Genomic DNA, 19955 nt, shown 5'->3' on the forward strand with positions numbered 1-19955 from the left:
CGGCGGGCTAGACTCTCCGGGTGAGAAATCGTCGACCCGGCCCCTTCAGCATCGGTGTGCGCGACATCGTCAATCGCCCCGGCGAGATGCGCGAGGTGTCTTTCGACGTGCCCGCGCCCGAGAAGTGGGGCGAGGGACTCGTCTCTGTCGCACAGGGCGAAGAGGTGCACATCGACGCTCGCCTGGAGTCCGTCCACGAGGGCATCCTCGTCACCGGCGACGTCGAGGCGGAGTACACGGGCGTCTGCGGACGATGCCTCATCGACATCGCCGCGCCTGTCGAAGTCGAGTTCCAGGAGCTTTTCGCGTATCCTGGGTCGGAAGCGTCCGACTTCGAAGTTCAAGACGACCACGTGGATCTTGAAAATCTGGTCAGGGATGGCGTCGTCCTGTCGCTTCCGTTCCAGCCGGTGTGCCGGCCGGATTGCCCAGGTCTCGACCCCGAGACCGGTGAGCGTCTGGCAGACCACCCCGCGCAGGCACCGCGCGAAGCCCTCGATCCTCGCTGGGCAGCGCTTGCGGACCTGGTAGCGGAACCGGCCGCGGAGACCGGCGACGCAGGACAAAGCACACAGACCTCGTAGAAAGAGAAGACCATGGCAGGTAACCCCCCGAAGCGCAAGGTTTCGCGCTCCAACACCCGTTCGCGCCGCGCGCAGTGGAAGGCCGAGGCTCCCGCCCTCGTCAAGACCATCGAGAACGGCAAGGTCGTCTACAGCCGTCCGCACCAGGCGAAGGTCGTCACCGACTCGCAGGGCACCGAGCTGTTCCTCGAGTACAAGGGCCGCAAGGTCGCTGACATCTGAGCCGCGTTCCGTGACGGACGCAGCTGCGGATCTCTCCGCACTTTCCGAGAAGCTCGGGGTCGATATCGACCCCGAGCTTCTTGCGCTGGCGCTGACGCATCGCTCGTACGCGTACGAGCACGGTCAGATCCCGCACAACGAGCGTCTCGAGTTCCTCGGCGACTCGGTGCTCGGTCAGGCCGTGACGGTCAAGCTCTACCGCTCGCACCCCGAACTCGACGAGGGTTCGCTGGCCAAGCGACGCGCGAGTGTCGTGTCCACCGTCGCCCTCGCCGAGGTCGCCCGTTCGATCGGTCTGGGCGCGTACATCCGCCTCGGCCGCGGTGAGCAGCTGACCCGGGGCGACGACAAGGACTCGATCCTCGCCGACACGACCGAGGCCATCATCGGCGCGACCTACCTCTCCGCCGGATCGGATGCGGCGACGGCCCTCGTGCTGCGCCTCATCGAGCCACTGCTCGCAGACCCGGAACGTTACGACGCGGCGGTCGACCCGAAGACCGCGCTGCAGGAGCTTGCGGCACGCATGGGACTGCCCGCGCCCGTCTATCGCGTGGACTCGACCGGACCCGACCACGCACGTGTCTTCGAAGGCACCGTGACCGTGGGGGACCTGAGCACCACGGGCTCGGGGACGAGCAAGAAACAGGCCGAGATGGCGGCTGCTCTGACGGCGTGGCGCACCCTCAGCGGGCGCGACTGAGGTGCCCGAGCTCCCCGAGGTCGAAGTTGTGCGCGCGGGTCTCGCGCCCGCCGTCGACGGCGCGTTCGTGAACGGCGTCGAGGTGCTCGACGAGCGCGCGCTCACCCGTCATCCCGGCGACGGATCCCACTTCGAGGCCCAGCTCGCGGGTCGCACGTTGGGCGCACCTGTGCGCCGGGGCAAGTTCCTCTGGATCCCGCTGGCGGATGCGGGGGAGCAGGCCGTCGTGGCGCACCTGGGAATGAGCGGTCAGATGCTCCTGCGCGAGCCGGGGGCGCCGCGCGAGCGCCATGAGCGCGTGCGGTTCGACATACGGCATCCGCAGCACGGTGAGCTCGCCGTGGTCTTCGCCGACCAGCGCACGTTCGGCTCCCTTGCCGTCGACCACCTCGTACCCACCCGCGATGGGGCGGCAGGAGGCTACGGGACCGACCGCGCGAGCGTTCCGACGCAGGTGGCGCATATCGCGCGCGACCCGCTCGATCCGGCGTTCGACGACACGGACTTCCGCCGGCTCGTCGCGCGCAAGCGGTCGGGCATCAAGCGCGTCCTGCTCGATCAGGGCGTCGTGAGCGGCATCGGCAACATCTACGCCGACGAGGCCCTGTGGGCCGCCCGCATCCATCCCGAGACGGTTGCGGCGACACTGAGCACGCGTGCGCTGAATCGACTCCTCGCCGAAGTGCGCGCCGTGCTGCAGAAGGCACTTGCGGAGGGAGGCACGAGCTTCGACGCCCAATACGTCAATGTGAACGGCCAGGCGGGCTACTTCGCGCACTCGCTGAACGCCTACGGGCGTACCGGCGAGCCCTGCGCACGTTGCGGCCACGCGATCGTGCGCGTCGCCTTCACGAACCGCTCGAGCCACTACTGCCCGCACTGCCAACAGCTGCGCTGACCTTCCGTCGGAGGGTCGTGGGCGCCGCGGGCTCCGGCACGACCGCGAGGGACCCGGCCGGTTCGGCGCGCGTGGGCGCACTCCGAACCGGCCGGGGACGCGGGACTCCACCCATTACGAGAGCACGCGCTTCCAGACGCCCTCGTAGCTGACCGGGACGAATCCGATGGCCTCGTTGATGTCGAGCATCGGCCGGTTCTCCTCCGCGTTGTATGTGACGACGCGTGTCGAGGCCGGAGCGACCCGCGGCCAGGCGAGCAGGCCCTCGGCCTTCACGAGCATGCCGAGCCGGTGACCGCGATGCGTCGAGAGCACGAGGGTGTCGTACTGGTGTGAGGCCACATCGGGGTCGACGCCGAGCACGAGTTCGTTGAACGCGCACAGCTCTCCGGTGGGGATGTGCTGCGCGGCGGTCACCAGCATCCGGCGTCCGCCGTCGAGGATGTCGGCGTCCCACGTCCGCACGCGCTCGGCGTCCCACGTCTGCTCGTCCACCACCAGGTCGGCGGAGGGGGCATCCGTCGACATGCGGGACTTCATCCAGGCGTAGCCCTCGACGTACTCGTCGGGCGTGGGTGTCTCCCACTGCACGACGCGGTATTCTGCGGCTGCGGTACGCGCCTGGGCGGCGTGCTGCTCCAGTGCGGCCCGGCTGTTCTCGAGCGTGAAGGCGCTCTTTCGCACGATCTGCTCCAACGTGTAGCCGTGCCGCAGCAGGAACCGTGCCGGATGATCGAGCGGCACCGTGCCGAAGCCCGTCGGGGGCGTCAGCTGCTCGCCGTCGGCGGCAGGATGCTCGACCCAGCTCTGCATGACGCTGCGGCCATGCGCGCGGGCCGTCTCCTCGAGGAGAGCGTGCGCCCGCTGGCCGATGCCTTGGCCCCACACGTCGCGTCGGAGCTCGATGAAGACGTACGACGTGCGCGAGCCGTCCTCCTGAGGCAGGTCCATGCCCATACGCCCCACGGGCTCGTCATCGAGGAGCACGAGCCAGTGGAGGCGCAGCTCATGCGCATCCGAGCGGGCGAAGGGGGCGAGCTCGCCGGGTGTCATCCGGTCGTCGTCCGTGCCGGAGATCTCGCGATAGACCTCGTTGCGGATGGCGGCGAGTCGGCGGAAGTCTCGGGCTCCGGGCCCGTCGAGGTCCGTGGGGACCACGACGGGCCGCAGCTCGAGCGTGGTGAGGATGTTCATGATGGTGCTCCGTGGGTGAGTCGAGTCGATCATCGGATCGTGGGCTGGGCTCCGTTGCGCACGACGGCGAGGTCGTAGGCGCGGCGCACGTCTTGGGCGAGGAGCGCCCGGACGTTCGCCTCGGGTGAGACGCGCCGCCGAGAGCGGTCGCGACCCCAGAGCAGCAGCCGGAGCCCGACGTGCATCGCGATGCGGTCGACGAGGGTGGGCCGTGCCACGGGCGACGGCGGGTGGGTGGGAAGCGACGCCCGGATGGGGGCGTCCTGAGTGATGTTCACGATGGTTCTCCGAGTGAGAGCGGGCAGAATGCGGCCGCCGGATGGGGCCGCAGTGCGGTCGGGACGGGCCGACCACGTGCGAGGGCACGGGTGGCGGAGGAACGAACGGCTCAGCGTGCGGTCGACTCCGCGCGGAGGCCTGCCCGGTGATGGGCAGACTGATCCCCGGCGAGGGTCAACGAGCGGTGTGAGTGCGACCGTTCTGGAACACACCGACGGAGCGGATCGCATCGACGGCGCACGTGTTCGGCGCGGTGGTGACAAGCAGACGAGTCATCTTGCGATCTCCTTTCTCAACGTCGGTTGGCAGATCAGGACGCTAGCGTGTCTGAGAGAGAGCTGTCAACATCCCGGGCGTGTCGCGCTCTCCGCCTGCGTCGCTGCCGGGCGGGAGAGGACCGCTCCGGTAACGTCGTGAGAAGCCCGACGACCGGAGGTCCCGCATGCACCTGAAGAGCGTGACGCTCAAAGGGTTCAAGTCGTTCGCGCAGCCCACGACCTTCGCCCTGGAGCCCGGTGTGACGGCCATCGTGGGGCCCAACGGATCCGGCAAGTCCAACGTCGTCGACGCCCTCGCGTGGGTCATGGGCGAGCAAGGCGCGAAGACCCTCCGCGGCGGCAAGATGGAGGACGTCATCTTCGCCGGCACGTCCACCCGCGGGCCGCTCGGCCGCGCCGAGGTGCAGCTCACGATCGACAACGCCGACGGGGCGCTGCCGATCGAGTACGCCGAGGTGACGATCAGCAGAACGCTGTTCCGCAACGGCGCCAGCGAGTACGCGATCAACGGCCAGTCCTGTCGGCTCCTCGATGTGCAGGAGCTGCTCAGCGACTCCGGACTCGGCCGGGAGATGCATGTCATCGTCGGGCAGGGACGCCTCGACACCGTGCTGCAGGCGAGCCCCGAGGACCGCCGCGGCTTCATCGAGGAAGCAGCCGGCATCCTGAAGCACCGTCGGCGCAAGGAGAAGACCCTCCGCAAGCTCGAGGCCATGGAGGCGAACCTCACCCGCCTCAGCGACCTCGCCGGCGAGCTGCGCCGTCAACTCAAACCCCTCGGACGCCAGGCCGACATCGCACGTGAGGCGGCGACGATCGCCGCCGTCGTCCGCGATGCGCGGGCTCGGTTGCTCGCGGATGAGCTGGTCGCCCTGCAGGCCGACCTCGCCGACTTCGCGCGCAACGAACAGGATCGCCGAGCGGAGCGAACCCTCCTGCAGGATCGTGCCGATCACGTCAAGGCTCGTGTCACAGCCCTCGAGACGCAGGAACGCTCCGAAGCGGTGGACGCGGCGCGCCGTGTCGCCTTCGGACTCGAACAGGTGCAGGAGCGACTGCGCGGCCTGTACACGCTCGCGGGGCAACGGCTGAGCCTGCTCTCCGAGGACGAGGACTCGCTGGCGCCGGCACCCACGGTTTCGCAGGCCGCGATCGACGAGGCTCGCGAAGAGCTCGACACGATCACGACCGGTGTCGGCGAGGCTGAGGACGCGGCCGCGGCCGCGGCGCGCGACGTGACCCGTGCGCGCGCCGAGCTCGACGCCCTCGACGCCGACATCGCGGCCCAGAGTGCTCTCGTCTCCGAACATGACATGCGGCTCACGGCGCTGCGCGGGACGGCGGAGGCCGCGGAGTCGGCCCTCGCAGCGGTGCGTGCCGCCGTCGAGCGGCAGCAGAAGGCGCTGGACGCGGCCCTCGCCCGCCGAGCCGAGGCGGAGGAGGAACTCGCCGGCGCCGACCCGGACCTGGTGCCCGAGACGTCGTCGGCAGAGCACGCCGCAGCCTACGAACAGGCACAGCGGCACGCTGCCGATGCCGAAACGGAAGTGGCCGGCATCCGGGAGCGTCTCCACGCCACCGAGCGCGAGGTCGACGCGCTCTCCGCGCAGGTGAAGACCCTGGGACGTGCGCTCGACGTGCGCACCGGTGCATCCGAGCTCATCGCGGCCGGCGGTGACGGAGTCCGCGGGCTCGTGGGCGATGCCGTTCAGGTGACCTCCGGCTACGAAGCCGCCATCGCCGCCGCCCTGGGTGCGGTCGCCGAGGGCGTGCTGGTGGACAGCGAGGCGGATGCGCTGGATGCGGCCGCTGTCGCCCGCGGCGGAGACTTCGGCGTCGTCGACATCGTGATCGCGGAGGTGTCGGCCGCTCCGGCCGACATCCCCGACATCGAGGGCGCGGTGCGGGCAACCGACGTCATGACCGCCCCGGCGGGCGTCGCTGGCCTTCTCGCGCGGGTCGTAATCGCCGCGGACCTCCCTGCCGCGCAGGGTGTTCTCGCCTCGGCTCCCGAGCTCACGGTCGTGACGCGCACGGGCGAGATCGTCACGCGCTTCTCGGTGCGCGCGGGCAGCGGCCAGGGGCGCTCCCGGCTCGAGCTCGCGGCCGAGCGTGATTCGGCCGCGGAGCGACTCGGCGAGCTCCAGGTCGTCGCCGACTCCCTCCGCGAAGCTCTCTCCGATCAGACGCGCGCGCTCCAGGAGGCGCGCGCCCGCACCAAGCACACCCTCGACGCGCTGCGCTCCCACGACGCCGCACTCGCGGCGCACGCTGAGAAGGTCAACCGGGCGACGGTCCGGCACGAAGCCGCTGCGGCGGAGTGCGAGCGGCTCACACAGACGCTGCGCCAGGCACAGGCGGCGGTCGCCGAGGCCGAGGACTCGGCGCGTGTCGCCGCGGACCGGTTGGCGTCCGCGCAGGAGGCGCCGCGCCCGATCCTGGACGCGTCGGCCCGCGACGGCATGCTCGCCGCGCTCGACGCCGCGCGCGACGGCGAGATGCGCGCCCGTTTGGATGTGGAGACTCTTCGCGAGCGCATTCGCGCGGGCGAGGCGCGCATCGCTCAGCTGGAGCGCCAACGTGAACGCGAACGTGCGGCTGCGGAGGAGGCGGCGCGCCGCGCGGTGATCCGACGGCGTCAGCGCGACATCGCGGCATCCGTCGCCGCTCAACTACCGGCGCTGCTGGACTCGGTCGACCGCTCGGTGTCGCAGGCACGCGTGGAACTCGCCGCGGCGGAGTCTGCGCGCACGGCCGTGACGGCAGAACTGTCCGAGGCGCGACGCGAGGAGGCTGCGCTGCGCGAGCGGTTGAGCGGACTCACGGAGAGCGTGCACGGACTCGAGCTGCGCATCCACGAGAAGAAGCTCCACGTCGGCTCGCTGCGTGAGAGGGTGCAGAGCGAGCTCGGTCTGGACGAGAACATTCTCATAGCGGAATATGGCCCGGATCAGCTCATCCCCGACGACTCGGCCGAGCCGAGCGAGGACGGCGATCAGCCCCTGGTCCCGTTCGATCGCAGCCAGCAACGCAAGCGTCTCCAAGAAGCCGAGCGCAAGCTCGCCCAGCTCGGCCGCGTCAACCCGCTCGCGCTCGAGGAGTTCGCAGCCCTCGAACAGCGCCACACGTTCCTCACGGAGCAGCTCGCTGATCTGACGCAGACGCGCAAGGACCTGCTCACCATCATCGAGGAGCTCGACGAGCGGATGCGGTCGATCTTCCTCGAGGCTTTCGAGGACACCCGCGTGGCCTTCACCGAGGTGTTCCCGCTCCTGTTCCCCGGCGGCACCGGCAGCATCGCCCTGACGGATCCCGACAACCCGCTCACGACCGGAATCGACGTCTCGGTGCGGCCCGTCGGCAAGAAGGTCGAGCGGTTGTCCCTGCTCTCCGGCGGGGAGCGCTCGCTCGCAGCGGTCGCGCTGCTGGTGGCGATCTTCAGGGCGCGGCCCAGTCCCTTCTACATCCTCGACGAGGTCGAAGCGGCGCTCGACGACGCGAATCTCGGTCGCCTGCTGACGGTGTTCGAGCAGCTGCGCGCGTCCAGCCAGCTGATCGTCATCACGCACCAGAAACGGACGATGGAGATCGCCGATGCGCTCTACGGCGTCTCCATGCGTCAGGACGGCGTCTCGGCCGTCGTGGGCCAGCGGGTGCGCGAGCGCGAATCCGCGTGAGCCCGGCCGCGTAGGCTGGTGGCATGGCCGAGAGATCGTGGTCGCTGGGGCGTGCCCTGCGAGGGATGTTCGTCAAGCCCGTCATCGACGAGAGCACGTGGGAGGACCTCGAGACGGCTCTGCTCACGGCCGACTTCGGTCCCGATGTGACCGAGCGTCTCATCGACGAGCTGCGCGAGAAGGTCGATCGGTACCGCACCACCGACCCGAAGGATCTCCAGCGCATGCTGCGCGAGACCCTCGAGGAGCACTTCGCGAAGTTCGACTCCACGCTCCGGCTCACCGAGCGTCCGGCCGTCGTGCTCGTCGTCGGTGTCAACGGCGTGGGCAAGACGACCACCATCGGCAAGTTCGCGAACTTCCTGCGCCGCTACGACCGTTCGGTCGTCGTCGGCGCTGCCGACACCTTCCGCGCCGCCGCCGTCGACCAGCTGGCGACGTGGGCCGAGCGTGGGGGAGCATCCATCGTGCGCCCCCAGCAGGAGGGGCAGGATCCGGCATCCGTCGCCTTCCAGACCGTGGCCCACGCGATCGAGACGGGTACCGAGATCGTCCTCGTCGACACCGCTGGACGCCTGCACACCAAGGGCGGTCTCATGGACGAGCTCGGCAAGATCAAACGCGTCATCGAGAAGCAGGCCCCCATCAGCGAGGTGCTGCTCGTGCTCGACGCGACGACGGGCCAGAACGGCCTCATGCAGGCCGAGGCGTTCCTGGAGCAGGCAGGTGTCACGGGGCTCGTGCTCACCAAGCTCGACGGCTCGGCCAAGGGTGGATTCGTGCTGGCCGTGCAGGAGCGCACCGGCATCCCGGTCAAGCTGCTGGGTCAGGGCGAGGGCATCGGCGACCTCACCGGATTCACGCCCCACGTCTTCGTCGAGCAGCTCGTCTCCTGAGCCGCGCGCCGGACTACCGCCTGGCGGGTCGGGCTGGTTTCATTGACTCATGGCGATCGAGCACGATTTCTTCGGACTTCTGGAATCCGGACCGGACGGGTCCATCTTCTGGTCCGAGAACGTCGAGTTCGGCGACCAGAGCGTGACGGTCGATCTGACGGCTCCCGACCAGGAGGACGTCTCGGTCGCGGCCCTCGACGTCGCCGCCTCCCTCATCTCATCGCTCGAGCAGCTCGATCTGCTGGCCCGCAACGCCATGATCGGTGAGCTCGACGACCGCACCAGCGAGGTGACGGAGTACATCCTGCAGCAGCAGGACACCTTCGGCGAGGACATCACCGATCTCCTCGTGGACATCTCCGGCGACGTCCACGTCGACGTCATCCGTTCGCTTCAGCTGACCAGCATGACGATCCTCGCCGACGAGCACGGCGGTTCGGATCCGTTCGCCGTCCTCGAGTACGCGCTGGACGCCGACGCGACCGATGACGTCCTTCTGGTGAACCTCGACTCCGACGGGGCAGTGCTCTCGGTCACCAGCGCCGACTGAGCTCACGCCTGCGGCGCGCTGGACGCCGCCGCGATCAGCTCGCGGGTGAACGGATGCCGTGCGCCGGTGAACACCGCTTCTGTCGCCCCTTCCTCGACGACGCGGCCGGCCGACATCACGAGCACGCGATCGCTGACGCGTCGCACGACTGCGAGGTCGTGCGAGATGAAGACGACGGCGGTCCCCACCGTCGCCGGCAGAGTGAGGATGAGCTCGAGGATGCCGGCCTGCGTCGCGACGTCCAGTGCGGAGACGGGCTCGTCGCACACCAGGATGTCGGGGGAGGCGGCGAGGGTGCGTGCGATGGCGACGCGCTGACGCTGTCCGCCGGACAACGTCGCCGGACGTCGATGCAGCAGCGCGGGGTCCAGCCCCACCCGTTCGAGGAGCTGTCGAGGAGGGGGCGAGGTGGCAGAGGACGAGGCCGTCAGGATGCGCTCCACGCTCCAGCGAGGGTCGAAGCTGCCCGCGGGGTCCTGCGGGACGAGGCGGATGCGCGGTGCGGGCGTTCCGAGCGCGATCGTGCCGGTGTCCGGATGCTCTGCGCCCACCAGCAGCCGGGCCAGGGTCGTCTTTCCCGACCCGGACGCGCCGACCACGCCCACGACCTCGCCCGCATGGATGCGGAGGTCGACGTCCGAGAGTGCAGCGACCGAGCGATAGGCACGCCCCAGGCCCTCCGCACTCAGCAGCATGCGGCCCCCCGGCCGCGCGGCGACCGACTTCGGACCACGTGGCGCTGCGGCGAGCAGTGCACGTGTCGCCTCGTGGCGCGGTGCGGACAGCACCTGAGCCGTCGGTCCCTTCTCCACCACGACGCCGTGTTCCAGAACGGCCACTCGGTCGGACACGCGGGCGACGGCTGCGAGGTCGTGACTGATCAGAAGGACCGCTCGACCCTCGTCGCGGAGGCGGGCGAGGAGATCCAGCACGTGCACCGCCACGGTGGCGTCGAGCGCCGTCGTCGGCTCGTCGGCGATGAGGATGTCCGCACCGCCCGCCATCGCCGAGGCGATGAGGGCGCGCTGCCGCATCCCGCCGGAGAGCTCGCCCGAGCGACGGGACAGCAGTGCCGCGGGCTCCGGGAGTCCTGCGTCGGCGAGAGCCGTCACGACGCGCTCGCGTCGGAGGGAGTGCGGGACCCCGCGTAGCGCGAGTGTCTCCGCGACCTCCGCCTGAATCGTCCGGAGCGGGTCGAGGGATTGGAGGGCGTCCTGCAGCACGAGCGCGACGTCGCGCCCCCGCATCCGTCGCCAGTCGCGCCGTCCCGCGCGCCTCGCATCGCGCCCCGCGACGTCGAACCGCGCTGCGGACACCGAGGCCCCGCTCTGCTCCTGCGTGAAGCCGAGGAGCGTGCGTGCCAGCACGGACTTGCCGGCGCCGGAGGATCCGACGATCGCGACGATCTCGCCCGGGTCGACGTCGAGGTCGATGTCCTGCAGGACGTCGCCGGCGCCGGGGAGGGCGACCCGCAATCCCCGCACGTGCAGCCCGCTCATGCGTGCACTCCGCCGGCCAGGCGCCGCCCGACCGCCGTCAGTACGGCGGCGGTGGCGACGATCGCGAGTCCGGGAAAGACCGTGAGCCACCAGGCGCTGGCGATGTAGACGCGCCCGGCGTTGAGCATCGCCCCCCATTCCGGCGAGGGCGGAAGCGCACCGAGCCCGAGGAAGCTGAGCGCGGAGACCCAGACGATCGCCTGGCCCACACCGAGGGTGGCGACCGAGACGAGCGGCCAGAGTGCGTTGGGCGCGACGTGCCGAAGAAAGATGCGAGCCGCCCCGGCCTGTTCGAGGCGGGCGTACTCGACGTATCCGCTGCGCGCGACCTGCCGCACCTGCGTGCGCAGCATCCGTGCGTAACCCGGTGTCGTCGCCAGCCCGATCGCCACCACCGAGGCCGTGGTCCCCGGGCCCGCCACCGCCACGAGCAGGAGGGCCATGACGAGCGTCGGGAGCGCGAAGAGCACTTCGATGATCCGCGACAGCGCCGCATCCAGCCACCGCGGTCCGAGGCCGGCGGTGAAGCCCAGCACGAGGCCCACACCCACGCCGATCGCGGTCGCGGCGGCGCCGACACCTGCGGATGCGGCGGCCCCGTGCACGACGCGCGTGTACAGATCGCGTCCCGACTCGTCCGTCCCGAACAGGTGCGAAGGGCTGGGCGGGCGCAATGCCTCGGCCGGGGCGATCGCGAGCGGATCGCCCGGGGCCAGGAGGCCGGGCCAGACGATCGCCACGATCAACACGCCGAGGCCGATCAGTGCCGCGATGCCTGCCGCACCCCACGCCCAGACGAACGCTCTGACGGCGCCTGCCCGGGCGTTCGTCGAGGTCGCGATGCTCATGCGCCGACCGCCACGGTCACAGCACGCAGCGACCGGGGGCGACGGCCGCGCAGGCGGGGATCGACGAGGAGCTCCGCCGCATCCGTCAGCGTGACCACGACGATGTAGATGAGAGCGACCACGACGACGGCGCCGATCACGAGCGGGACGTCGCGGGCGGTGGCCGCGTCGATGAGCAGGCGTCCGAGACCGGGGCGAGCGAAGAGCGCCTCGACCACGACGGCACCGGAGAGGAGGCTGCCGTACGCCCAGCCGGAGAGCGCGAGCGCGGGAAGCGCAGCGTGCCGCAGCGTGTGCCGCAGCAGCACCCGCACCTCGGAGGCGCCTCGGCTGCGAGCCGTCGTCGCGAAGGGTGCGGCGTCGGCGCTGGCGAGCGAGTCGCGCATGACCTGCGCGAGGAAGCCGGCGATCGGAACGGCGAGCGTGACGACCGGGAGCACGAGGCCGGCGGGGTCGGCGCCGAGGCTCGTCGCGGGCAGGACGCGCCAGGTCGCTGCGAACAGCAGGATCAGCACCGCCCCCAGCCAGAACTGGGGCATCACGGTGGCGACCGTCTCGACGGAGCGCAGGACCGTGGACACGACCCGCGCCGCCCGCCCGCGCACCACCGTCACGATGACCGCCCCGATCAACGCCAGCAGCCACGCGAGCACAAGGGCGAGGGTTGCGAGCAGGAGGGTGGAGGGCAGCTGCGCGGCGATGAGCTCGCCGACGGGCTGCTTTCTGGCGTAGGAATCGCCCAGCTGCAGGGTCGCGATGCGCCCCAGCTGCAGCAGGTACTGGACGATCAGCGGCTGATCGAGCGCGTAGGTGCGGGTGGCCGCCGCCACGGTGTCTTGCCCCGCCTGGGATCCCGGGCCGCCGAGGATCGCCTCGAGCGGGTCGCCGGAGGCGCGCAGCGCGAAGAACACCACGGTGGCGACCAGCCACACCACCAGCAGCGCCGATCCGACGCGCGCCGCCACCCAGCGAAGCACCCGCACCGAGCGCTCAGCCGTTCAGGCGCGCGTCGATGAAGGTCGGTGTCGCCACCGTTCCGAGCGTCGTGACCCCGCTCGCGCCGCGCACCAGGAAGTGGTTCTGCTGGTCGTAGAGAGGGAGGATGGCGTAGCTGTCGAGGATGATGTGCTGCGCCTGGGCGTACAGATCGGCGCGCTGCTGCTCATCGGATGCGGCCGATGCCTGATCGAGAAGCGCGTCCAGTTTCGGATCTGACAGCTGCGCGTGGTTGGCGAAGTAGCCGCTGGGCGCGGGAACGATGCCGTCGGAGTCGTACAGGATGCGCAGGACGTCGGGTCCCACCTTCGTGTACGGCGCGCTCACCGCTTCGTACTCCTTCGCGCCGAGCGCGGCGTACCAGCCCGACAGGTCCAACGGCGTGATCTGGACGTCGAAGCCCGCGGCGCCGGCGTTCGCCTGGATCTGCTCGAAGAGCGACTGCTCGGCCGCCACCGACTGATTGGTGCTCACCGGGAAGCGCACGCTCAGGCGCGCTCCGTCCTTCATCCGGACGCCGTCCGCATCGCGCTCGGTCCAGCCCGCCTCGTCGAGCAGCTCTTCGGCGCGCGCCGTGTCGGTCGTGAACAGCGACTCGTCGCTGATGGCTGCGGGCTCCGTGCTCGCGAGCGGCGAGAAGGAGCGCGTGACCGTGCCCTGGTAGAGCGCCGTGATGCCGGGGTCCGGATCAGCGACTCGGACGAAGGCCTCCCGGACGCGGATGTCGTCGAAGGGGGCCTGAGCGGTGTTCAGCTCGATGCGGTTCACCGATCCGGGCCGGGGGGCGTCGATGTGGGTCGTGTCGGTCGAGCTCTCCGCAGCGACGATCGCATCCGGCTGAGGGTTGTCGATGACCTGCACCTCGCCCGACAGCAGTGCGGCTTGTCGCGTCGCGGCATCCGGGATGAAACGCCACTCGATCGCGTCGAGGTACGCGGGGCCGTCGTGCTGGGCCTCGGGGCCGGGGGAGGCGTAGTCCTCGTTGCGCACGAGGTGCACCGATTCCTGGGGCTTCCACGAGTCGACGACGAAGGGGCCCGTGCCGATGGGTGCCTTGCAGTTCTCCTCCTGCCCGCGGGCGATCCCGGCGGGGGACTCGATCGCGGTCCACTGCTGGCTGAGCGACTCCAGGAGGGCGGAGTCGGGCGCGGAGAGATGGAAGCGGGCGTGCGTCGCGTCCACCACCTCGACCTCGGTGACCTTGGCGACGGCCAGATAGCCCGTGCTGGATGCCGTGTCGGGATCCTTCAGATGCTCGATGTTGGTCTTGACCGCGGCCGCGTCGACGGGCGTGCCGTCGGTGAAGCTCAACCCGTCGCGGAGGGTGAAGTCCCACGTCAGGCCGTCGTCGCTGACCTGCCAGGACTGGGCGAGCCACGGCGTGATCGTCCCGTCCGCCGCGCGGCCCACGAGCGGTTCCAGGTACTGCGTCGAGATGAGCGCCTGCGGGTAGTTGCCGCCGACGTGGGGGTCGAGGCACGTCGGCTCGGCGTCGCCGGTCGCGTAGACCAGGGTTCCGCCGTCGCGCGGGGTGTCAGCGGTGCCGCCTGCCGCACACGCGGTGAGGGCGAGGGCGGCGGCCAGGGCCGCGGCCGCGCCGACGGCGCGACGAGGGCGGAGAGATGCAGAGATCATGGGAAGCCTTCGGCGAAGTGGGACGCACGGATGCGTGCGGACGGACTTGCTGTATCCGGTCCAAGAATGCAGCCTACCGCGGTTCTCGGGTGTCGCGCGGCCGCATCCGGGGTTCGGGCGCTGGCTAAGCTGCACGGATGACTGACGTGCCGCGCATGGGACGGCCTCGGGCGACCTCGCCCGAGACGATCGCTGAAGCCGCGTGCGAGCTGTTCTTCGAGCAGGGGTACGACGGGACCTCGATCGGCGACATCACCCGCCGTGCCGGGGTCGCGCGCGCCAGCTTCTTCAACTATTTCCGCGCGAAGAGCGACGTGCTCTGGTCGGGTTTCGATGCGCGGCTCGCGGCGGCATTCTCAGCCATGGCGGCGGGCGTACCCGTCGCGGACGCTCTTGCTCGCATCGGACGCGACCTCGCGCCCGACACACTGGCGCTCGCGATCACCAACGCGGACGCGATGGGGCTCGGCGAGGAGCTCGAGAGGCAGCGCGCGGAGCGGCTGGCGCTGCTCCAGCGTGAGATCTCCCGCCGTCTGACCGATGCGACCGGCGACGCGCTGCTCGCACAGATCCACGCCGCGGCCTACGGGGCGGGGGTTCTCGGAGCGGTGTGGATGTGGGCGGAGCGCGGCGCTGCGTCGGTGTCTGTGGAGGGACTCGTGCAGCACGCGCTGTCGCTCTGCGAACGCTTCGGAGCGTCCGGCGACTCATCCGCCGCCGCGCTCGCGTAAAATCGACGCATCATGGCGACTTTCGGCACCCTCTCCGACCGGCTCACTGAGACCTTCCGCAATCTGCGCACGAAGGGGAAGCTCAGCCCCGCCGACGTCGACGGGACGGTGCGCGAGATCCGTCGCGCCCTGCTCGACGCCGACGTCGCGCTGGTCGTGGTGAAGGAGTTCACCGGCAAGGTGCGCGAGCGGGCGCTCGGCGACGAGGTGAACCGGGCGCTGAACCCGGCGCAGCAGGTCGTGCAGATCGTCAACGAAGAACTCGTCGCGATCCTCGGCGGCGAGCAGCGTCGTCTGCAGTTCGCCAAGACGCCGCCCACCGTCATCATGCTCGCGGGTCTGCAGGGCTCCGGAAAGACGACCTTCGCCGGGAAGCTGGCACGTCTGCTGGAGAAGGACGGTCACACGCCGCTCCTCATCGCCGCCGACCTCCAGCGTCCCAACGCGGTGAACCAGCTGCAGGTCGTCGCCGAGCGCGCCGGAGCGGCGATCTATGCCCCCGAGCCGGGCAACGGCGTCGGCGACCCCGTGCGTGTCGCGCGAGACGGGGTCGAGTACGCCCGTCGTCACCAGCACGACACGGTCATCATCGACACCGCCGGACGTCTGGGCGTCGACGCGGAGCTCATGAAGCAAGCCGCCGACATCCGCACGGCAACCGACCCCGACGAAGTCCTGTTCGTCATCGACGCGATGATCGGTCAGGATGCCGTCAACACCGCGACCGCCTTCCAGGAGGGCGTGGACTTCACCGGCGTCGTCCTCTCCAAGCTCGACGGCGACGCGCGAGGCGGTGCGGCCCTGTCCGTCGCCTCGGTCACGGGCCGACCCATCATCTACGCGTCCACCGGTGAGGGTCTCGAGGACCTCGAGCCCTTCCACCCGGACCGCATGGCGAGCCGCATCCTCGATCTGGGTGACATCCTCACCCTGATCGAGCAGGCGCAGCAGACCTTCGACGAGGCCGAGGCGATGAAGGTCGCCGAGAAGCTGGCGAAGGAGCAGTTCACCCTCGAGGACTTCCTCGAGCAGCTGCAGCAGATGAAGAAGATGGGCTCGATGAAGAAGATGCTCGGGATGCTCCCGGGCATGGGCCAGATGAAGCAGCAGCTCGACAACTTCGACGAGCGCGAGATCGACCGCACCGAGGCGATCATCCGCTCGATGACTCCGGCCGAGCGCCGCAACCCCAAGCTCCTCAACGGCTCGCGCCGCCTGCGCATCGCGCGCGGATCCGGCATGACGGTCACCGACGTGAATCAGCTCGTCCAGCGTTTCGACCAGGCCGCGAAGATGATGAAGACGGTCGCGCGCGGTGGTGTGCCTAGCATGCCCGGTGTCGGATCGATGGGCCGCCCGGGGGCCTCCGCGAAGCGCGGCAAGCAGCAGAAGGCGAAGGGATCGCGCTCGGGCAACCCCGCCAAGCGCGCCGCAGAGAATGCGGGCCTGCCGGCGGCGGAGCCGACCGGGTCGGGCTTCGGCCTCGGTGGTGGCGGAAAGGCGCCGAGCGAGGCCGACCTCGCGGAGCTGCAGAAGCTTCTCGGCCGCGGCTGAGCGCGCCTCAGAGCACGATGCCTGCGTGCGCGAGCACCGCGCGCACGTGACGGGCAAGGTACTCCTGCCCCTCGGCGGTCGGATGCTCGCTGTCCCACTGCAGCAGCTCGGGATTCTCCTGCAGGGGCTGGCCGAGCCAGACGAACGTGCCGTCGGCGGCCTCCACCGCTGAACGCAGCGCGTCGGAGCTCCACGCGATCGACTGCGGCGCCTCCCACGGCTGGTTCCACAGCGTGCTGAGCCCGACGATCCGCGTCGAGGGGAGCGCCTCGTGCAGCTCCTCGACCGTCGCGCGCGTCGCCGAGTCGATGTCGTCGACGTCCTCGTCCGCGTCGTTGTCCGATGACTGCAGGATGACCATGGCGGGGTCGAGGCCGATGGCCTCCTGCGCGAGCGCGGAGAAGTTCGTGCCGCAGTCGCCGTCGACGACGAAGCCCGCGCCGCCGCACGAGAGGTTGACGATGTCGAGGTGCGTCTGCTCGCCCAGCAGTACGGGCCAGGCTTCGTCGGGGTCGAGGCCGTATCCCGACATGATGGAGTCGCCGATCGTGACGATGACGGCGTCCGAGGCGACCGTCGGGGTGCGCGTCGGAGCGGGCTTCGGAGCGGGCGACGCCGGATGCGGAGCGCTGCTCGACCCATGCGCGGGTTCAGCGGCGCACCCGGCCATCGTCAACGCCACGACGCCGACGGCGGCCCAGGCGGCTGCGCGGAGCCGGTGGCGGCGGCGGACGATCACGTGCACACCGTAGGCAGCGAGTTTATGAGTGCGGTACAGGTTCAGCCGCGGGCGGCCAGCGGCGCCCGGCGCTCGGGGCCGGCGCGGAACTCGCGGATGAGGTGCTGCACCACCTGGCGCAGGTCACCGCCCGACGCATCCGCGACCGCGAGTTGGCGCGCGTAGCTGGCTCCTTGCGCGAGCGTGGTGCGGACGCCCTCCAGCTCCTGGGCGCACTTGAGCTCGACGGCGATGTCGCCGACACGCTCGAGCGTCTCCTCCAGATGCTCGACCACGGGTTCCTGGCGTCCGGAGCGATCCACGATGACCCGTGCGTCCAGGCCGTACCGCGCGGCGCGCCACTTGTTCTCGCGCACGAACCACGGCTGGAGCGCGGGCAGTTCCTCGCCGGCGTCGAGCCGGCGCGAGAAGTCCTCGACGAGTGTCTGTGTGAGGGCGGCGACCGCGGCGAGCTCGGGCAGGGTCGACATCCCGTCGCATGCGCGCACTTCGATGGTTCCCCACCGTGGAGCGGGGCGGATGTCCCAGCGCACCTCTGTCGCATCCGCCATGACTTCGGTGCGCATCATGTCGTCGAGATAGGACTCGTACTCTGCCCAGTCGCCCAGACCCCAGGGCAGACCCGCCGTCGGCAACTGCTGGAAGACGAGCGCGCGATTGGAGGCGTACCCGGTGCGCTCGCCCGCCCAGAACGGACTGGATGCGGAAAGAGCCTGCAGGTGGGGCAGGTAGGTGGACAGGGCGTTGATGATGGGGAAGACCTTCGTGACGTCGTCGACGCCGATGTGCACGTGGATGCCCCAGATCATCATGTTGCGCCCCCACCACTGGGTGCGCTCGATGAGGGAGTGGTAGCGGGTCTTGTCGGTGACCTCCTGGTCATACCACTGTGCGAAGGGGTGGCTTCCTGCACACAGCAGCTCCACGCCGCGCGGATCCGTCGCGGTGCGCACGGCCGCGATCGCATCCGCGATGTCGTCGACGGCTGCCTCGACCGTGTCGCCGACCCCGCTGGTGACCTCGATCGTGTTCGTGAGAAGCTCGCCGGTGACCGCGAACCGTTCGGGGGCGACCGACTCCTCGAGCTCGTCGATGATCTCCGGCCCGCGGGGGACCAGATCGCCCGTGCGCCCGTCCGCGAGCATCAGCTCCCACTCGAGGCCGACGGTCGAGCGGCGCGACGGGGCGAAGGGGACGGTCACCGGCTCAGTCTGACACGCGGCGCGCGCTGGTTCGCGAGCCGCGTCATCATCTGGCAAAATAGACAGCTGGACCCCGCCCGACCCTCTATCCGGCCGGGTCCGAACCACAGAGCTTCCGCCGGGTGTGCACCCCACGCTCCAGGCGACCAGTTCGACCACCTTCCACACATTCAGGAGAATCGTGGCTGTCAAGATCCGTCTCAAGCGTCTCGGAAAGATCCGTGCGCCCTACTACCGCATCGTCGTCGCCGACTCGCGCACCAAGCGCGACGGTCGCGTGATCGAGGAGATCGGTCAGTACCACCCGACCGAGGAGCCCTCGGTCATCAAGGTCGACTCCGAGCGCGCGCAGTACTGGCTCGGCGTCGGCGCGCAGCCGACCGAGCAGGTCCTCGCCATCCTCAAGCTCACGGGCGACTGGGGTCGCTTCAAGGGCGACAAGGACGCTGTGAGCACCGTCAAGTACGCAGAGGGCAAGGCTCCCTTCGAGGTCGACGCGGCCAAGAAGTCGGTCATCAAGCCCAAGGCTGAGAAGAAGGCCGAGGAGTCTGCTCCCGCCGAGGCCGAGGCTGCCGACGAGGCTGCTGAGAGCACCGAGGCGTAATCATCGTGCTGGCTGCCGCGCTCGAACACGTCGTCAAGGGGATCGTCGACAACCCCGACGCCGTGCGCATCGTCTCGTCCACGTCGCCGCGAGGCGATGTGCTCGAGGTGCACGTCCACCCCGATGACCGGGGTCGCGTGATCGGGCGCGGCGGTCGCACCGCCAAATCTCTGCGGACCGTGGTCACCGCCCTCGCCGACGGCAGCCGCGTGCGCGTCGACGTCGCCGACGACTGATGGCGGCCGCATCCGCCGACGGAGCGCGCGCGTCCGCGCCGCGCCCCGGCAAGACCCAGCTTCGCGTCGGCCGCCTCGTCAAGGCCCACGGCCTCAAGGGCGCTCTCAAGCTCGAGCTGTACACGGACGATCCCGACGGCCGGTTCGTGCCAGGGGCGGAGTTCACCCTCCAGGTCCCCGATTCGTCGCCGTGGTTCGGCAAGACCGTCACCGTCCGCGAGTTCCGCTGGATGAACACGCACCCCGTGGCGTTCTTCGAGGGCGTCGACGACCGTGACGCCGCCGAGTCCCTCGTGCGCGCCATCCTCTGGATCGACCAGGACGAGCAGAGCACGCCTGACGAAGAGGACGCCTGGTTCGACCACCAGCTCGTCGGTCTCGACGTCGTTCGCGACGGTGTCGTCGTGGGGCGAGTCGCCCGTGTCGACCACCTTCCGGCACAGGATCTGCTCGCGGTCGCCGTGGGCGAGAGCGAAGTGCTGGTGCCGTTCGTCAAGGCGATCGTGCCCGAGGTCGACCCCGCCGCAGGGCGCGTGGTCGTGACGCCGCCCGCGGGGCTCTTCGAGGAGCTTCCCGCCGACGACGACCCCACCGGTGATGACGAAACGGCCGAGACCCGCGAGGACTGAC

At 70.1% G+C, this 19955-nt stretch carries 20 protein-coding genes; 12 read left to right on the forward strand and 8 right to left on the reverse strand.

What is annotated here, in order from left to right; all coding sequences use genetic code 11:
* Positions 1 to 86: 86 nt before the first annotated feature.
* The 4 genes from QE374_RS00510 to mutM are packed head-to-tail and all read left to right on the forward strand — an operon-like array spanning position 87 to position 2407.
* Positions 87 to 584 carry a DUF177 domain-containing protein gene (locus tag QE374_RS00510; protein ID WP_309736545.1) on the forward strand — a complete coding sequence of 166 codons (498 nt, stop codon included), beginning with the start codon at positions 87 to 89 and terminating at the stop codon, positions 582 to 584.
* A 12-nt stretch (positions 585 to 596) separates the two neighbouring features.
* Positions 597 to 806 (forward strand): 50S ribosomal protein L32, encoded by a 210-nt coding sequence (gene rpmF / locus QE374_RS00515; protein ID WP_045248451.1) that lies wholly within the window; start codon positions 597 to 599, stop codon positions 804 to 806.
* Positions 807 to 816: 10 nt separating this feature from the next.
* A complete protein-coding gene (rnc, locus tag QE374_RS00520) occupies positions 817 to 1509 on the forward strand; it encodes a ribonuclease III (protein ID WP_309731275.1) in 693 nt (230 codons plus the stop codon).
* A 1-nt stretch (position 1510) separates the two neighbouring features.
* Entirely contained in the window at positions 1511 to 2407 is an 897-nt protein-coding gene (mutM, locus tag QE374_RS00525; RefSeq protein ID WP_309731277.1) for a bifunctional DNA-formamidopyrimidine glycosylase/DNA-(apurinic or apyrimidinic site) lyase, read from the forward strand.
* 114 nt (positions 2408 to 2521) lie between these two features.
* Here mutM and QE374_RS00530 read toward each other — a convergent pair whose 3' ends face one another.
* Positions 2522 to 3601: a GNAT family N-acetyltransferase gene (locus QE374_RS00530; protein ID WP_309731279.1), complete on the reverse strand. Its 1080-nt coding sequence runs from the start codon at positions 3599 to 3601 to the stop codon at positions 2522 to 2524.
* A gap of 29 nt (positions 3602 to 3630) precedes the next feature.
* On the reverse strand, positions 3631 to 3879 hold the full coding sequence (locus QE374_RS00535) for a hypothetical protein (RefSeq protein WP_309731281.1): 249 nt from the start codon (positions 3877 to 3879) through the stop codon (positions 3631 to 3633).
* A 443-nt stretch (positions 3880 to 4322) separates the two neighbouring features.
* On the opposite strand from QE374_RS00535, the gene smc reads away from it, so the two are divergent.
* Genes smc through QE374_RS00550 form a run of 3 tightly spaced genes read left to right on the forward strand, consistent with a single transcriptional unit; the run spans position 4323 to position 9281 of the window.
* Positions 4323 to 7835, forward strand: a complete 3513-nt coding sequence (gene smc / locus QE374_RS00540) for a chromosome segregation protein SMC (RefSeq protein ID WP_309731282.1) — start codon at positions 4323 to 4325, stop codon at positions 7833 to 7835.
* A gap of 23 nt (positions 7836 to 7858) precedes the next feature.
* On the forward strand, positions 7859 to 8731 hold the full coding sequence (gene ftsY / locus QE374_RS00545) for a signal recognition particle-docking protein FtsY (protein ID WP_234075294.1): 873 nt from the start codon (positions 7859 to 7861) through the stop codon (positions 8729 to 8731).
* Positions 8732 to 8780: 49 nt separating this feature from the next.
* Entirely contained in the window at positions 8781 to 9281 is a 501-nt protein-coding gene (locus QE374_RS00550) for a DUF2004 domain-containing protein (RefSeq protein ID WP_309731283.1), read from the forward strand.
* Positions 9282 to 9283: 2 nt separating this feature from the next.
* Here QE374_RS00550 and QE374_RS00555 read toward each other — a convergent pair whose 3' ends face one another.
* From QE374_RS00555 to QE374_RS00570, 4 genes are read right to left on the reverse strand one after another with little or no spacing between them, the layout of a single operon-like run.
* Positions 9284 to 10780, reverse strand: coding sequence for an ABC transporter ATP-binding protein (locus QE374_RS00555; RefSeq protein ID WP_309731284.1), 1497 nt, complete (start codon positions 10778 to 10780; stop codon positions 9284 to 9286).
* Complete coding sequence (locus QE374_RS00560) at positions 10777 to 11628, reverse strand: ABC transporter permease (RefSeq protein WP_309731285.1); 852 nt, start codon at positions 11626 to 11628, stop codon at positions 10777 to 10779. The genes QE374_RS00555 and QE374_RS00560 overlap by 4 nt, the downstream gene beginning before the upstream one ends.
* Positions 11625 to 12611, reverse strand: a complete 987-nt coding sequence (locus QE374_RS00565) for an ABC transporter permease (RefSeq protein ID WP_309731286.1) — start codon at positions 12609 to 12611, stop codon at positions 11625 to 11627. The genes QE374_RS00560 and QE374_RS00565 overlap by 4 nt, the downstream gene beginning before the upstream one ends.
* Before the next feature lie 7 nt (positions 12612 to 12618).
* Positions 12619 to 14259 (reverse strand): ABC transporter substrate-binding protein, encoded by a 1641-nt coding sequence (locus QE374_RS00570; RefSeq protein ID WP_309731287.1) that lies wholly within the window; start codon positions 14257 to 14259, stop codon positions 12619 to 12621.
* A gap of 137 nt (positions 14260 to 14396) precedes the next feature.
* Between QE374_RS00570 and QE374_RS00575 the strand changes: the two genes are divergently transcribed.
* Together QE374_RS00575 and ffh are read left to right on the forward strand one after the other, a co-directional pair.
* Entirely contained in the window at positions 14397 to 14990 is a 594-nt protein-coding gene (locus tag QE374_RS00575) for a helix-turn-helix domain-containing protein (protein ID WP_309731288.1), read from the forward strand.
* Positions 14991 to 15002: 12 nt separating this feature from the next.
* A complete protein-coding gene (gene ffh / locus QE374_RS00580) occupies positions 15003 to 16544 on the forward strand; it encodes a signal recognition particle protein (protein ID WP_309731290.1) in 1542 nt (513 codons plus the stop codon).
* A 7-nt stretch (positions 16545 to 16551) separates the two neighbouring features.
* Here the strand turns inward: ffh and QE374_RS00585 are convergent, their stop codons facing one another.
* On the reverse strand, positions 16552 to 17283 hold the full coding sequence (locus tag QE374_RS00585; RefSeq protein WP_309731291.1) for an SGNH/GDSL hydrolase family protein: 732 nt from the start codon (positions 17281 to 17283) through the stop codon (positions 16552 to 16554).
* A 41-nt stretch (positions 17284 to 17324) separates the two neighbouring features.
* Positions 17325 to 18485, reverse strand: coding sequence for a glutamate--cysteine ligase (locus tag QE374_RS00590; protein ID WP_309731293.1), 1161 nt, complete (start codon positions 18483 to 18485; stop codon positions 17325 to 17327).
* Between the two features lie 181 nt (positions 18486 to 18666).
* Here QE374_RS00590 and rpsP point away from each other — a divergent pair, with 181 nt between their 5' ends.
* From rpsP to rimM, 3 genes are read left to right on the forward strand one after another with little or no spacing between them, the layout of a single operon-like run.
* Entirely contained in the window at positions 18667 to 19089 is a 423-nt protein-coding gene (gene rpsP / locus QE374_RS00595) for a 30S ribosomal protein S16 (protein WP_309731294.1), read from the forward strand.
* Positions 19090 to 19094: 5 nt separating this feature from the next.
* Complete coding sequence (locus tag QE374_RS00600) at positions 19095 to 19325, forward strand: RNA-binding protein (RefSeq protein ID WP_137417151.1); 231 nt, start codon at positions 19095 to 19097, stop codon at positions 19323 to 19325.
* Positions 19325 to 19954 (forward strand): ribosome maturation factor RimM, encoded by a 630-nt coding sequence (gene rimM, locus QE374_RS00605; RefSeq protein WP_309731295.1) that lies wholly within the window; start codon positions 19325 to 19327, stop codon positions 19952 to 19954. Before QE374_RS00600 ends, rimM begins: the two co-directional genes overlap by 1 nt.
* Position 19955: the final 1 nt, after the last annotated feature.

It is taken from the genome of Microbacterium sp. SORGH_AS_0428, assembly GCF_031453615.1.
GTDB lineage: Bacteria > Actinomycetota > Actinomycetes > Actinomycetales > Microbacteriaceae > Microbacterium.